The sequence below is a fragment of the Microbulbifer variabilis genome (genome assembly GCF_052467165.1).
This window is the reverse complement of record NZ_CP174301.1, coordinates 1,789,386-1,804,781: the sequence shown is the minus strand read 5'-3', so window position 1 is coordinate 1,804,781 and position 15,396 is coordinate 1,789,386. Positions and strand designations below refer to the sequence as shown.

The following is a 15,396-nucleotide window of genomic DNA, read 5'->3' as shown; positions in this document are numbered from 1 at the left end:
TTTATCTCTTATCAAGAAAATTTGAATTGAGCTGACTAGACTACAAAACCCATTAGATCACTGGCCAACTCATTGTGGAGCTTTCAGTATCAGATGTTGGCATTTATAGAGTCGCGTTTGATCAGTCCCTGGTCCGCATATATTTCATAATCAGGTCCGCTGTCTCTTCGACGGTATCCACGATATGAAATAAATCCAGGTCACTGGCATCAATACAATTTCGTTCAAGTACTGTATCTACCAACCAGTTGTAGAGTCCTGCCCAATAGCGCTTACCCACAAGCACGATGGGGAAGCGACGGACCTTTTGTGTCTGCACCAATGTCAGCGCTTCAAACAGTTCATCCAGCGTTCCGTAGCCACCAGGCAAGCCCACAAAGCCTACTGCGTGCTTAACAAACATAAATTTACGAACAAAGAAATAACGAAAATTTAAACTGATATCCTGGTATGGATTCGCCGCCTGCTCGAAGGGCAGCTCTATGTTTAACCCAATGGAGGTGCCTGGCTGATCGAAGGCTCCTCTATTACAGGCTTCCATAAGGCCGGGCCCTCCACCTGTAATCACGGGCACCCCCTCCGCAGCCAACAGCTCTCCCAGCTTTACCCCCTGTTGATATTCAGGGCTATCCTCGGTAAACCTCGCCCCTCCAAAAACTGTTACTGCTCCACTGAGCGCTACCAGGCGCTCTATTCCATCAACCAACTCGGACTGAATCCGCAGAACCCGCCATGCCTCTGGCATTTTCACATCTAACATTATTTTTTTCCCTCGTTGTCAGATCTTTCAACGATTACTCTCATTACTTGTTTTCATAAACAATGTAGCAGCTTATGAAGAGGCGGGTGTTAGGATTGCGTGAAGCTTAATTCTGTATATAATCCCAGCAACTGTATATAAATACAGAAAAGCTAGGTAAATCTATGACCAATCTCACCGCACGCCAGGCTCAGGTATTAGAGCTCATCAAAGCCTATCTCGATGATACTGGCTACCCTCCCACTCGAGCGGAAATCGCTCAGGAACTGGGGTTCCGCTCACCAAATGCAGCAGAAGAGCACCTGAAAGCACTGGCGCGAAAAGGGGCCATTGAGATGGTTGCCGGCGCCTCACGTGGAATTCGTATCCCCGATCACCAGTCGGGGCTTCCCATTATCGGGCGTGTAGCCGCAGGCAACCCAATTCTTGCTACAGAGCATATTGAGGATTACTGCGACCTTCCTGCCAGCTTCTTTCACCCCCCTGCAGACTTCCTATTGCGGGTTCATGGAATGAGTATGCGCAATGCGGGGATTCTGGATGGGGATTTGCTTGCAGTACAAAAAACTGAGCAAGTCAGGAATGGACAGATTGTCGTAGCGAGAATTGACGAGGAAGTAACTGTTAAGCGTTTCCGCCGCAAAGGTAATCAAGCGACTGTTCAACTGCTGCCAGAGAATGAAGACTTTGAAACTATCCAGGTGGATATGCGGGATAAGAACTTTGTGATCGAAGGCTTGGCAGTGGGCGTCATTCGTCAAACACCATAACCTGTATTAATCTCAAAGCTAAAACAACAACAGCGGCCAATGGCCGCTGTTGAATCATATCTCTATTAACCATTCAATCAATGGATAGTATGGTTAACCGGCATCGACTCATCTTCTTCTTCAAAGTAACCAGGCTCCAGATCATCCAAATTCTGTACAGTTTCTATACCTGCTTCCAGCATTGCACGCGCAACAGCCACTTTGTGTTTTCTCAGGAATTGTAGACTCTCAGCTGAGAAATGAATACTCACCAGAGGGTCCTCCTTGTGACCAGCACGACGCAATGCCACATCGCCATTGGCCAGCTCAATAATTTCGAAAGTTTCGGAGGACATTCGCTTTTCCTTCACTGCACATCAGTTTGCGCACAGTGTACCACAGGCAAATTAGAAGTATCAGGGGCCTAAAAGCTGAGAAACATGGTACGAAAGTACCTGCGACTAACACTCTTCCAGATTGGCCCGCTGCCTACGAATCAACTCAACCATAGATTTATGCCATTGCGTGAGCCCTTGAACGGTAATTGTTACCGGTTCCCGACCAACATTATGTATCGGTATCAAATTGGGCGCTTCGCGCTTAACCTCAGTATTTGACGGCAAAGACAATAGCAAAGTCCAGGCTTGCAGCAGCTGATTTAGCCAACTATCGGGCTGCTCATTCAATTGCTGTAACTCTTTCACCTCATTACTGGCCCTGCCCTGAGTCTCAAGGCTGTCAGCTATCATCTGAAGGGACTCCGGCTCAAAACCCAGCTGCAGCTGATGCGAAAGCTCAACAAGGAAAGCTCTGTATGCTTTCCAGAGCTGCAACACAACCGCCTCCTCAAGTGCGGCACTTTGCAGCGGTGACACATCACTGGTCAGCTGCAGTAACAGCTGGGCTTTGCGCAGAGCCGAGGCAACCTGCCCTGTAAAAGGATTACTCATTTACTTTTTTGCAGCTATTTTTTTACGCACTGGCTTGCGCTTCGCTGTGGTAGCCTTACTGCCGGCCTCAACCTGCCAATTACCATCGCGGTAGAAGGCTCGCCACCCCGTTGCCTTGCCCTCCTCCTCAGACTGTACATACTGCTCTTGGGTCTTGCGGCTAAAACGAATTACTGTATCCCGTCCCTGATCATCCTCAACAGGAGCAGAGAACAGAAAAGTGTATTTAGGATCAATCTCACTCTTATGCGGGAGCAACTCCCTCACCAGTGGTGCGCGAGTTTCACGATTTTTAGGGAACTGGCTGGCAGCAAGGAACAAACCCGAAGCCCCATCACGCAGGATATAGTGATCCTCCACTTTTAAGCAGGCCAACTCTGGCATAGATACCGGATCCATTTTCGGGGGAGCCGGTTGGCCATTTTTCAAAAGCTTACGGGTATTCTTACAAGCTTCATTGGTACAACCGAAGTATTTTCCAAAGCGACCGGACTTTAGCTGCATATCACTGCCGCATTTATCACACTCGATAATTGGGCCATCATAACCCTTGATTTTGAAAGTTCCCTGCTCCACTTCATAGCCACTGCAATCCGGATTGTTACCACAGATATGCAGCTTGCGGTGTTCATCGACAAGGTAACTATCCATCGCTGTACCACATATGGCACAACGGCGCTTCTCACGCAGCAGCCGGGATTCTGCTTCTTCATCTTTATCTGCATCCACCGCTTCATCACCAGAAACCAGATTCATGGTATTGGTGCAACGCTCCTTGGGTGGTAAAGCATAACCGGAGCACCCCAGGAAAACTCCTGTGGAGCCGGTTCGAATCTGCATATGGCGGCCGCACTTTGAGCACTCAATGTCCGTATCTGTCGGGGTATTGCGGCGCATGCCCTCGTCAGTTGACTGTGCCTTCTCAAGGCGCGAGGAAAAGTCCTGATAAAACTCATCAAGTAACTGTTTCCAACCCTTATCTCCATCGGCCACCGCATCCAAGGATTCCTCAAGATTCGCGGTAAACCCATAATCCATCAAGTTCTTGAAGCTCTCACTAAGGCGATCGGTAACGATATCGCCCATTTTTTCTGCATAAAAGCGACGGTTCTCCAACCGTACATATCCGCGATCCTGGATGGTGGAGATAATCGAAGCATACGTAGAGGGGCGGCCAATACCACGTTTTTCCAGCTCTTTTACCAGGGCTGCTTCGCTGAAACGGGCTGGGGGCTTGGTGAAGTGCTGTTTCGGGTCCAGCTTTTCCAAAGCCAACTTATCCCCGACCTTCACATCCGGCAACACAAGGTCTTCGTCTTTTTTGCCAGCGGGAGGAGCCACTTTAAGGAAGCCATCAAAGCGAATAACACGGCCTCGTGCGCGAAGCTCAAACTCCCCTGCTGTCACCACTATCGAGGTGGAGGTAAATTGAGCGGGTGTCATCTGGCAAGCAACAAACTGTTGCCAAATCAGGTTATAGAGTCGCTCCGCATCCCGTTCAGCTCCGGAAAGCATATTTGGCGCAATACGAACATCAGATGGACGAATTGCCTCGTGAGCTTCCTGGGCACCTTCCTTGCTGCTGTAGCTGTTCGGTGTGTCAGGAAGATACTTACCACCGTAATTTTCACCAATATATTCACGCGCCGATTCAACCGCCTCCTTACTGAGGTTGGTTGAATCAGTACGCATATAGGTGATGTGGCCGGCTTCATACAAGCGTTGGGCCAAGGTCATGGTCTTTTTGACACTAAAGCCCAGGCGATTACTCGCAGCCTGCTGCAGTGTCGAAGTAATAAAGGGAGCGCCAGGCTTGGAACTGGTTGGCTTATCATCACGACCACTGACTACAAACTCACTGGATTGCAGCTTCTGCGCAGCACTACTGGCATCAGTCTCGTTAGTGGGACGGAATACCTCGCCAGCCTGTTTTTTTACTTCAAGGCGCAGTTTGTTTGCTTTATGTGTCGCCGTATCTGCAAATAGGGTCCAATACTCTTCAGGAATAAATGCACGAATTTCACGTTCACGCTCAACTACCAAGCGCACAGCAACAGACTGTACGCGTCCAGCGGAGAGCCCCCGCGCTACCTTTTCCCAAAGCAGGGGCGACACCATATACCCAACTATACGATCGAGAAAGCGGCGAGCTTGCTGGGCATTAACCCGGTTGATATTTAAACGCCCAGGGTCTTTAAAAGCCTCCTGGATTGCCGACTTGGTAATCTCATTAAAAACTACACGTCGGTAGCGATCATCATTGCCGCCTATCGCCTCGCGCAAATGCCAGGCAATAGCCTCCCCTTCGCGATCCAAATCCGTCGCGAGGTAGATGTGGTCGGCACTCTCAGCAAGCTTCTGCAGCTCACTTACGACTTTTTCTTTGCCCGGTAGAATCTCATAGTGCGCCTGCCAACCGTGATCGGGATCGATGCCCATACGCTTGATAAGCTGCTCGCGGTTTTTCTTGCGCTTGTAAGCTTCCTTTGCCTCAGGGGAGAGCTTGCGAGTTTCAGCTGCACGCCGCGCACGCTCCTTCGCGTCTACGGGTTGCTTGTTACCCCCACCGGTTGGCAAATCGCGAATATGACCGACACTGGACTTCACAACGAAGTCCTTACCGAGGTATTTGTTGATCGTTTTCGCTTTGGCCGGTGATTCGACGATGACCAGTGATTTACCCATAAGCCTTTGATTTCAAATGAAAATTTTACTGCTATCCGAAGCCTTTCAGGTCCCTTCATCGGACCTGTGCTGCGCGAATATATAAGCCTCACTTCCTGCGGGGTCAAGCAAAGCTGACAATTTTCCGTACCAAGTCAGGATTAATTGCCCCTCAAAACCACTTGTGAGAGTGCCTTCCGACGCCAAATTTCGGCAGCCGTACCCCCCTTGAAGACCTAGTCTTCCGGGAGTTTTATCTGGCTCACTTTACGTATTGCTTCTTCTATATGGGGGGTGTATTCCGCCAAAGAGGTAGAGAGCTTTTCAAAGGCTTTATCACCTCCATTTTCACTCCACTGCACCCCCAATCCGATATCTGTAGCAATAACTGCATAGCTTCCGGAGGGTATCGCGTCGAGTAATTTGTGCAGATATTCCCATGCCGCCTTGGGTGCAGCACGACCATTACTCCAATCCCAACTCCCGGCAAAGTTCAGCTCATGCTCCACCCGCTGGCGCTGGAGGGTCCAACCAATTTGCAACCTCTTGCGGTCATTCCACCGGTAGTAATAAACCGCAGCAGTGCCTTTATCAAGCGCGGGGGGAAGTGCCTGGATCTGCACTGTAATCCCCTTCTGCGCCGCTCGACCGCGCAGATCAGCCAAGCGGGAGTCACGTTGATTGGGTTTTAGCCACATCACCGGCCCCAATACCAGCGCGATGGCAAAGCCAATAATAATCACCGGCAACCACTGGGACATAACGGCTCCTTAGAGGTAGAAATAAATGACTATTGTGCGGTGCCTTGTGTGATCTATGTCAATCAGTTTTTTTTACGGTAGACTGAAAATGTCTGTCGAAAAGTGCACCCAAAGAGCACGTATAAGGGACAGGAGTAAAAATTATGGCGAAATACCAACAAATTTTGGTTGGACTGGACCTCTCGGAGGAATCCTCCCAAGTACTGGATAAGGCCGCCGCACTGGCCGGAGCATTTGGAGCTGAGCTCAGTTTGGTTCATGCCATTGAGCCGCTGACTTTTGCCTATGGCGGGGATATCCCCATGGACCTGTCTGAAGTTCAGGACCAACTTCAAAGCCAAGCCAAGGAACAGCTACAAAAAGCCGCACAACCGCTCAACATTCCCTCCGAAAGACAGCATGTGATCCTGGGACAACCCTCGACTGAAATTCACCGCCTAGCCAAAGACCTGGAAGCTGACTTGATTATTATCGGCAGCCACGGCCGCCATGGGCTAGCACTCTTACTTGGCTCAACCGCTAACGGGGTTTTGCATGGTGCCAAGTGCGATGTGCTGGCTGTAAGAGTGCATATAGATGACGAGTAATTAAATAATGGGCTGTATCAAAAACAGCCCATTCCCTCGCTTATTCTTCACCACCTTCAAGTTCAGACCAACGCTCAAAAGCAGCTTCCAGCTCCGATTGCTTCTCTGCGAGCAAGTTGAGGCGCGCCTGAACCAGGGTTTGCTCCTGTTGATAAAATTGAGGTTCGGCCACCTCCATCTCAATAGCGCTAATTTCATCTTCAAGCTGGTCAATCAGAGCGGGCAGGCTATCCAACTCCCGTTGTAATTTATAACTCAGCTTCTTTTTCTTTGCTGGCGCCTTTTCCCTTACTGCAGACTTCGAGTCGGTCTCTACTGGCTTTGTCTCTTGTTTATCTACTTTTGCATCCGCCGCAAAATTGCCTCCCTGACGAATAAAATCTCCATAGCCACCCACATATTCACAAATTCGCCCATCACCTTCAAAAGCCAGGCAGGAATTCACCACATTATCCAGGAAAGCACGATCATGGCTCACCAGTAACACGGTACCACTGAACTCCAGCAACAACTTCTCCAGCAGCTCCAGGGTTTCTACATCCAAATCATTGGTAGGCTCATCAAGTACCAAGATATTGGCAGGCTGACTAAACAATTTTGCAAGAAGGGCTCGATTACGCTCTCCTCCACTTAAAGCGCCAACCTTTGTTCTGGCCTTAACTCCACTAAAGAGAAAATCCGACAAATAGGACATAACGTGACGACTTTTGCCGCCAACAGTTACGGAGTCCCGCCCCTCAGCAATGTTATCCAATACCGTAAGTTCAGGGTTGAGCTGATCACGGCGCTGATCAAAGTAAGCCACCTGCTGCTTGGTACCCAGGCGTACATGACCGGATTGCGGTTTCAAATCCCCTAGCAACACGCGAATCAAGGTACTCTTGCCGACACCATTGGGGCCGATCAAGCCGACTTTATCACCCCTCAACAGGGTGAAGGAGAGATCCTGAATCAGGGAGGGCTCACCTGGGTAAGCAAAGGAAACATCGGTTAACTCCGCCACCAGCTTGCCGGACATCTCCCCACTATCCAGGGACATCCGGGCAATACCCTGCTGGCTCCGGCGCGCCTCTCGTTGACGCCTCAGTGCTTGCAGAGCACGGACACGCCCCTCATTACGGGTTCGACGCGCCTTGATACCCTGGCGAATCCAAGCTTCCTCTTGAGCAAGCTTCTTGTCGAACAGGGCATCGTTTCTCGCTTCCTCTTCCAGAAGCTTCTCCTTTTCTTCCTGGTATCGCTCAAACTGACAGCGAAATACACGAAGATGACCACGGTCCAGATCCCATACTGCACTGGAAAGCCTCTGCGCCAGCGCCCGATCATGGCTGACGAAAAGCAGGGCGCCTCGATAGTTGGCCAGGAATCCTTCAAGCCACTCCACCGCAGCAATATCCAGATGGTTAGTGGGTTCATCCAAAATCAGTAAATCGGGTTCAGTCACCAGTGCTCGGGCCAGGGCTGCACGACGCTGCCACCCCCCCGAGAGGTCTGCTACCCGCTCATCTGCTGAAAGGCCCAAACGATCCAGGACACTGTCAATACGTGGTAATAGGTCCCATCCGTGGCCAGCTTCTATGCGCCCTTGCAATTCAGCAGTGGGGGTATCACGATAATCAGCCAACACTGTACCTATTCCACCCAACCCCTTAGCAACATAGCTGTAAACGGAGTCAGTACAGCCCACCGGCAACTCCTGCTCCAATGTCGCCATTACCATACCGCTAGCCCGGACGATTTCTCCGCCATCAGGGTCCACCTGCCCCGCTATCAATCGTAACAGGCTAGACTTTCCCTCCCCATTTCGGCCCACTAAACAAATGCGATCACCTCGCTCAATTTTTGCACTGACGTTGTCGGCAAGTACTTGGGTCCCATAGCGGAGACTAACCCCATCCAAAAGAAGCAACATAATTAGGCACTACAATTAACAAACCCGGAAAATGGATCCGCAAGATGAAATACGCGAAACTGTTATTACGGGTCCTGTGGAAAATCCGCTATTTTACGCTTTTTTACCGAGCCGTCTCGCAAACTTGCAAGGGCGCAAATTTTAACAGGGTAACTTTGATGACAGCCGACACAAAGCAATTGACCCTACTCATCTCACTTTTACTTGTTTGGAGCTGCCTTGCTATTCCAGTATCTGCTTTGACCGAAGTCCGTGAACAGGGGCGGGAGAAGGGATCAACTGAGCTACCGGTGGTCATTGCCAACCAGCGTGAGAAGCTGCGTAGCGCCCGGCTTGCGATCAAGCACAACAACCAGCATCAGCTACGAGAGTTGAAAAACCAACTAAAAAACTATCCGCTGGCTCCGTATCTTGAATATTGGGCCATCAGCAGAAAGTTACGCCAACTGCCCTTAAAAGAAATTGACCAATTTCTGACCGAAAATGAAAGCAGCGCTATAGGTGACTGGATGCGGGTCAGGCTACTTAAAGAGCTTGGCAAACAACGCAAATTTGACACTTTCTTAAACTACTACGAACCTGAGAAAAATAATCGCGCCAGTCTGCGCTGTTATTACGCCGATGCTCTAAGCCGTAACGGCAGCAAGGAAGAGGCCTACCGTCTTGTAGGAGAACTTTGGCTGGTTGGGCACTCCCAAGCTAAGGAGTGTGACCCAGTCTTTACCCGCTGGATACGAGATGGAGGCCTCACTCAGGATATGGCCTGGAAACGCCACCTACTCGCGATTAAAGAGGGGAACTTGCCGCTTGCAGCCTATATCTCCAGGAAGATGGAGAATTCCTATAGCCGCAAAGCAGCGCTATTACGCGAAGTGCACAAGTCCCCCAAACACTTGCTCAACTATTCCAAATTTCTAGGCAACCCAAAGCAAAATAAAGATATTATCCTGCACGGTTTACTCAGGTTGGCCCGCAAAGATGCAGCAAGCGCTGAACAAGCTTGGCAGCGCTACAGTGCCAGCCTTCTGTTCAGTGATGCGGAACAGAATGACATGCTCCGTCACTTGGCGCGTCAATATGCACGTCAAGAGGATATGCCCGGCCTGTTACGCCTGACAAAAAGACACACGATCAACGATAATCGCTCTATCGAGTGGCTAGCGCGGCAGTCGCTACGGGAGCTGGACTGGGAACAAGTCGCATTCTGGATCGACAGACTACCTCAAGAAACTCAACAGCATGACCGCTGGCTCTACTGGAAAGCCCGCTCATTGGATGAGCTCTATGGCAAAGAGCGATCAGAGGCTTCCTCAGTCCTATACCGCAAAGCCGCGCGGGAACGCAGTTATTATGGTTTTCTCGCCGCCGATGCTCTGGGACAGAATTACAGCTTCGTTCACCGTCCCGCCCCAATCACACCAGTGCAAGTAAAAGAGATGGCTAATCGCCCCGGCCTACAGCGTGCCCGCGAGTTACAAGCTATTGGTGAACTCTTTCACGCGCGCAGGGAGTGGAGTTATGCCACTAGAGCCATGAGTCATGAAGAGCTACTTGCAGCCGGCAAGGTCGCCAGTGCCTGGGGCTGGTATCACAAATCCATACAGTCAGTACTCGCGGCCGACTACTTAGATGACCTGGAATTGCGCTTCCCCCTGGCCTTTGCGGATATAGTGCGCGATGTCAGTGCCCAGATTGGTCAACAAAGCACGCCACTTGAGCCTTACATGATCTATGCAGTTGCACGCCAGGAAAGCCATTTTAGCCACGATGCAAAATCCAATTCCGGCGCCCTGGGACTAATGCAGTTACTCCCCTCCACCGCCCGTGCCACAGCACGGCGTGCCGGAGTGCGTTACCGTCGCAGTTGGGATTTACTGAGCCCCAGTACCAATATTGCTTTGGGTAGTTTTTACCTGAGCACCTTGCTCAACCGATTTGATAATAATCGATTCCTCGCTGCCGCTGCCTATAATGCGGGACCAACCCGGGTAGCGAAATGGCTGAAAGAAACCCGCAAACGCCTGCCTCACGATGTCTGGATTGAAACTATCCCCTACAGTGAAACGCGCAACTACGTACAAAATGTACTGGCTTATACGGTAATTTACGCTTATCGCAGCGGTACCAAATTGCAACTACTCAGGGAGAACGAGTCCCGGACCAAACTCTGATTAAATTAAGCGTTGCGCTAGCCACTCATCCAGTTGAGACTGGCTGAATGGCCAAGCGCGTACATCATCAGGGTTGCCAAGGCCAACGACTGGAATTGACAAACGAAATCGCTCAAAGAGTTCATCATCATCGGCGATATCAACCTCCTTCAGTCGCAACCCATACTGTTTAAGCAAAGGCCAAATTTCCAACTTGGCCTTTTCGCACAAGGTGCAACCAAGGGTGGTATAAAGCATCAACTCAGCAGATGCACTCATCAGATAACCCCCTGGGTATTCGCCCAATAATAAGCAGCCGCACTCGCTACCGATAATAAAATCAGGCCCAAAAATCGAATACCTGGCCTGCGATCGGTCTCATTACCTATGGGAATATCTTGCAGTTCACCGCCCGGAGTAACAAAAGAGGGCTGGGTAACATCTACAGCCTCCGAACCGCCAGAGGGCATTGCAACAGGCTTCATGATCTCCATTTCCGGGAGGGCCGGACGCACTGCAGTCCGATCAATATCATCTGTGGGCCCTACTACAGAAAAACTGAGGGTATCAAAGCGCAGATCATCGCCTCTGCGCACACGACACTCTGTGATTCTTCGGTTGTTAACATAAGTCCCATTCGCCGAACCAAGGTCGACAACAAACAGTAACCCCTCCCGCACTTCCAAACGAGCGTGGCGACGTGATAAATGGGATAGTGAAAAGGCGATATCGCACTCATCCGAGCGGCCAATAACCGAGCTGTCTTTCACCGGGAAAACCTTACCGGCAATAGCTCGGTGATTCGCCCGCAATGCCCAGGCCACATTTTTAGCCCCAGCAGATTTAAGCTTAGTCACTTTGGGGTCAATAATTTTAAGTATACGGGTACCAACTGTGATTTGATCATCAAGTTTTAACCGGCAAGCAGCCTCTATAGGTTTGCCGTTGACCAGAACCCGGGAGCCTCCAGAAGTGTTGCCGAGAGTTAATTGCTCTCCCTTTACCACGATTTTCAAGTGCAGCTTCGCTACGGAGTCGTCAGCAATAGAAAAGTCACAGCCTTGATCACGTCCTACAGTTACTCCAGGTGAAACCAGCCAAACACTCTGGCTCGGGTCTTTTACATCACAAAGTTTGAGCATTGTTATCGCTCCTCAGCCCGAAATAGACATTAAAAAATAGGCGCTATCCCAGTAAAATTGCTTTAAAACGAGGCACTGTAAGCAACTGTAATAAGCCCTTTTTAGAGTTGCTAATGATTTTAACATGGGCGATATCATTAGCGTGTGATTGGGTTTGCAGCTTACTGCGGCACAAAAGTCTAGTATTCAGCCAATACAGGGATGACCATTGTCGCTGTCACAGGTGTGGTTATTTAAAGTACACTTGCAGCATCATATGAAAGAGATAGTCGGCCTTAGAGCTGGCCATCACCATCGATCGAATTGAGAATACATTACAGGTAGTTGCACGCCAGTGAGTGAAGCCAAAGTACGCGAAGTATCGCGGCAAAGCGAAGTAGTTCAGCGCACACCAGGCACTATACGTAGTGCAGGCTCCACCCATCCTGGCTACCGGCGTGAACAGAATGAAGATGCCTACTGGGCAGATGAGCAGAAAGGCATTTGGGTTGTTGCTGATGGCCTCGGCGGCCATCATGCTGGAGAGCTTGCCAGTAAAACTGTCGTAGAGGAAATTGCCCAGTCCGCATCTACCGACCGCCACTACGAACGAGCGTTGCAGAAAGCCCACGCCCTACTCCTAGGCGACGAACATAGTACCGCCAATATGGGATCGACTGCTGTTGTTCTCGCCGAGGAAGGAGATTACTTTCATATTTACTGGGTAGGCGATAGTCGCGCCTATTTATGGACGCCAAATGAGCAAAATGGTGAGTTCAGCCAGTTAACCAGTGACCACTCCTATGTCCAGATGCTCATGGACTCAGGCGCAATAAATTCTGAAGAAGCAGCTAATCATCCTAACCGCCATGTAATCACACGATGTATCGGTGGCAGTACTAACCCCAAATTAGAAGTAGATCGAGTTTCCTATCGCTGGGCCGCGGGTCAAAAACTACTCCTCTGCAGCGATGGCCTGAGCTCGGAAGTGGCAAATGAGAAGATTACACGAATCATCGCAGAGAATACCGATAATCAACGGATAGTAGATCTTCTTATCAGCGCCGCCCTTGACGCTGGTGGCAAAGACAACATAACCGTACAAATTATAGACGCCCCTCCCCAAGCCCCCACTTTCATAACGAACCCCAACATTCTCCCAGAGGATTTCGACCAAGCCCGTGAAGTGGAGGCAAACAAGAAAAAAATCTGGCAAATTCTGTCAGCCTTACTTATTGCTGCGGGAACCATTGTTACCCTGGCAATTGGGCTTCCCCACCTGATGTGACTGAGCAGCAGCACATAATGGAAGCCATTAATGGCGGCAACTCGCCGCTGCAAATACCTGGCTATCGAATCGTCAGAAAAATAAATCAGGGCGGTATGTCCACAGTGTATTTGGCGATCCAACGTAGCGTAGGACGCCAGGTGGCCCTGAAGGTTATGTCACCGGTTTTGAATGCCGACCCCATTTTTAGCGAGCGCTTTCAGCGAGAAGCCAACATTGTCGGGCAACTGTCTCACCCCAATATTGTTGGCATTCACGATATCGGCCGCTATCGCAGTCTCAACTATATCGCCATGGACTATATGCCAGGCGGTTCAGTATCCGAACGACTTGCAAAAGGTCCACTGGATCCGCTGGAGGCCCTAAATGTCGTGCGACAGATCGCTATGGCATTAGACCACTCCCATAGCAAAGGCTACGTGCATCGGGATCTCAAGCCAGAGAATATCCTGTTTCGGGAGGACGGCTCTGCAGTACTGAGCGATTTCGGAGTAGCACGGGCTGTGGCTCACACCACTCGTATGACCAATAGCGGCATGGTGGTGGGAACACCCTATTATATGAGCCCAGAGCAGGCCCGCGGTGCTGCTATCGACGGCCGTGCAGACTTGTACAGTCTCGGTATAGTTTTTTACGAAATGTTAACCGGTGCAGTACCTTACCAAGCTGAAGAAGCCGTGGCCATTGCTATCAAGCACCTCACCGACCCTATTCCCAAATTGCCGGCGCGCCACGCGCTGTACCAACCGTTAATTGAACAATTCCTCGCTAAAGACCCCAGTAGACGATTTCAACGCGGGTTGGATGTGGCAGATGCCTCAGACCAATTGGTTGCTACGCTTGCTGGCAAACCAGGCCACCAAATTAGCCAATTGAATAATGCTTCCCTCGGCGTATCCAGCCTGGCTCGCGCCCTGCTACTCACTTTATTCAGCAGCCTCGGTGATCGTTTAACCAGCCTATTGCAAACGAAATCAAATCCAGAGAGTACAAACCCAGGGCGCACAGAGCAGGATACTCTGGTACGCCTACGTCAGCTACTCAGTGAACCTAGCAGGCATAGACGCCCCTGGCTTATGAGCGGAGTCCTCACTGCTTCCCTGATTATCTTTTTGGGTATTTTCAGTCTGATCAGCGCTAATACCCATTGGCGAACTGGGTTGCCATTTTTAGATGGGGCCGGCGATTTCTCAGCCAATCTCCTCGGAATCAATACTCTCGGAGACCAAAACACTAGCTTCGCCGAAAACGACACTGCCGAATCGGCAAGGGGGATCATCATGCCTACCGATTCACCCTCCCCGTCAGCAAGCTTTAGCCAGGAGCCGCACGGAACAAATCAAGTTTCGAAAACCTCCACGTCAGAGGCTTCCAGTGCATTAATTTTACCTGAGGGACCAGAAAACACTTTTACTGAAGAAGTACCACGCGAAAAACAAAACCCAAAATCTTTCGCTCTTAATGTCAATACAATTCCCACGGATACGCGTATTCGTATCATGAACATTGCTCCGCGCTATGAGCCGGGAATTCAGCTGGAACCAGGAAGATATGACCTGGAAATAAGTAAAAAAGGATTTACCAAGGTTCGCCGCTGGATCGAAATTGAGGATCGGGATATTGCACTATCGATAAAACTCAATAAAGCCTACTTTGCTGGCAAAAAAATTCGCTCCAATTTATCTTCAGGGGGCCAGGGCCCCAAAATGGTGGTTGTAGGCGCAGGCAGCTTTACTATGGGCAGCAATCGATATAGTTTCAGTAGCCCTGCTCACCAAGTGAAAATTGAAAAAGCATTTGCCATATCCACTCATGAAATTACCTTCGACGAGTATGATCGCTTTGCGCTTGCCACCGGTAACGCCCAACCAAATGATACTGGCTGGGGTCGCAAAGGCAGGCCGGTTATCAATGTGAGTTGGCAAGATGCCCAGAGATATGTCGAATGGCTATCCAGGGAGACAGGACTTAAATACCGGTTAGCCTCCGAAGCTGAATGGGAGTATGCAGCAAGAGGTAACAGCACTCAGCCACTCTGGTGGGGGAGCAGTGATGCACGCGGTAAGGCTAATTGTCGACGTGGTTGCAATAGCGAATTCAATAACCTGTTTAGTGCGAAAACAGGGCCAACAGGCCACTACCAGGCCAATCCATTTGGATTATTTGACACGGCAGGCAATGTTGCAGAATGGGTTCAGGACTGTTACCAACCTGGCTACGATATAAATCAGAACAGCGCCCGCCCACTGGAAATGGCCAATTGCAAGCTACGCAGTGTTCGCGGGGGATCAATGCGTGATCCGGCAAACAAAATTGGAGCAGATTACCGCAAGGGGCTTAATGACCACAGCCGCAACAAAGATGTTGGCATTCGAGTGGTAATGGAACTCAACTGAATAAATACCCTAAGAAATAAAAAAGCCCGAGTGATTTTCTCTCTCGGGCTTTAAGTAA

General features: G+C 50.1%; 13 protein-coding genes. 5 read left to right on the top strand and 8 right to left on the bottom strand.

Annotation, left to right across the window (positions count from 1 at the left end; genetic code table 11):
• Positions 1–121 precede the first annotated feature (121 nt).
• Complete coding sequence (locus tag ACJJIP_RS08135; protein WP_020413099.1) at positions 122–760, bottom strand: LOG family protein; 639 nt, start codon at positions 758–760, stop codon at positions 122–124.
• Between the two features lie 164 nt (positions 761–924).
• Between ACJJIP_RS08135 and lexA the strand changes: the two genes are divergently transcribed.
• On the top strand, positions 925–1,530 hold the full coding sequence (gene lexA, locus ACJJIP_RS08130; protein ID WP_444946613.1) for a transcriptional repressor LexA: 606 nt from the start codon (positions 925–927) through the stop codon (positions 1,528–1,530).
• A 77-nt stretch (positions 1,531–1,607) separates the two neighbouring features.
• Here lexA and ACJJIP_RS08125 read toward each other — a convergent pair whose 3' ends face one another.
• From ACJJIP_RS08125 to ACJJIP_RS08110, 4 genes are all read right to left on the bottom strand, one after another.
• Positions 1,608–1,865, bottom strand: a complete 258-nt coding sequence (locus tag ACJJIP_RS08125) for a hypothetical protein (protein ID WP_020413100.1) — start codon at positions 1,863–1,865, stop codon at positions 1,608–1,610.
• Between the two features lie 105 nt (positions 1,866–1,970).
• Positions 1,971–2,459 (bottom strand): DUF6586 family protein, encoded by a 489-nt coding sequence (locus ACJJIP_RS08120; RefSeq protein WP_020413101.1) that lies wholly within the window; start codon positions 2,457–2,459, stop codon positions 1,971–1,973.
• The gene (gene topA, locus ACJJIP_RS08115; protein WP_444901443.1) at positions 2,460–5,144 is read right to left on the bottom strand and encodes a type I DNA topoisomerase; all 2,685 of its coding nucleotides are present in this window, start codon (positions 5,142–5,144) and stop codon (positions 2,460–2,462) included.
• A gap of 215 nt (positions 5,145–5,359) precedes the next feature.
• Positions 5,360–5,884, bottom strand: coding sequence for a hypothetical protein (locus ACJJIP_RS08110; RefSeq protein ID WP_444946612.1), 525 nt, complete (start codon positions 5,882–5,884; stop codon positions 5,360–5,362).
• A 143-nt stretch (positions 5,885–6,027) separates the two neighbouring features.
• Between ACJJIP_RS08110 and ACJJIP_RS08105 the strand changes: the two genes are divergently transcribed.
• Positions 6,028–6,471: a universal stress protein gene (locus ACJJIP_RS08105; protein ID WP_020413104.1), complete on the top strand. Its 444-nt coding sequence runs from the start codon at positions 6,028–6,030 to the stop codon at positions 6,469–6,471.
• Positions 6,472–6,511: 40 nt separating this feature from the next.
• Here ACJJIP_RS08105 and ACJJIP_RS08100 read toward each other — a convergent pair whose 3' ends face one another.
• Positions 6,512–8,383, bottom strand: a complete 1,872-nt coding sequence (locus tag ACJJIP_RS08100) for an ATP-binding cassette domain-containing protein (protein WP_020413105.1) — start codon at positions 8,381–8,383, stop codon at positions 6,512–6,514.
• A 158-nt stretch (positions 8,384–8,541) separates the two neighbouring features.
• Here ACJJIP_RS08100 and ACJJIP_RS08095 point away from each other — a divergent pair, with 158 nt between their 5' ends.
• Entirely contained in the window at positions 8,542–10,554 is a 2,013-nt protein-coding gene (locus tag ACJJIP_RS08095; RefSeq protein WP_444946611.1) for a transglycosylase SLT domain-containing protein, read from the top strand.
• Here the strand turns inward: ACJJIP_RS08095 and ACJJIP_RS08090 are convergent, their stop codons facing one another.
• Positions 10,555–10,812 (bottom strand): glutaredoxin family protein, encoded by a 258-nt coding sequence (locus ACJJIP_RS08090; RefSeq protein WP_020413107.1) that lies wholly within the window; start codon positions 10,810–10,812, stop codon positions 10,555–10,557. It lies immediately after the preceding gene.
• Positions 10,812–11,675, bottom strand: a complete 864-nt coding sequence (locus tag ACJJIP_RS08085; protein ID WP_444946610.1) for an FHA domain-containing protein — start codon at positions 11,673–11,675, stop codon at positions 10,812–10,814. The genes ACJJIP_RS08090 and ACJJIP_RS08085 overlap by 1 nt, the downstream gene beginning before the upstream one ends.
• A gap of 334 nt (positions 11,676–12,009) precedes the next feature.
• Between ACJJIP_RS08085 and ACJJIP_RS08080 the strand changes: the two genes are divergently transcribed.
• Together ACJJIP_RS08080 and ACJJIP_RS08075 are read left to right on the top strand one after the other, a co-directional pair.
• Positions 12,010–12,942 carry a PP2C family protein-serine/threonine phosphatase gene (locus ACJJIP_RS08080; RefSeq protein ID WP_444946609.1) on the top strand — a complete coding sequence of 311 codons (933 nt, stop codon included), beginning with the start codon at positions 12,010–12,012 and terminating at the stop codon, positions 12,940–12,942.
• A gap of 17 nt (positions 12,943–12,959) precedes the next feature.
• Positions 12,960–15,338 carry a bifunctional serine/threonine-protein kinase/formylglycine-generating enzyme family protein gene (locus ACJJIP_RS08075; protein WP_353376401.1) on the top strand — a complete coding sequence of 793 codons (2,379 nt, stop codon included), beginning with the start codon at positions 12,960–12,962 and terminating at the stop codon, positions 15,336–15,338.
• The last annotated feature ends 58 nt before the right edge of the window (positions 15,339–15,396 follow it).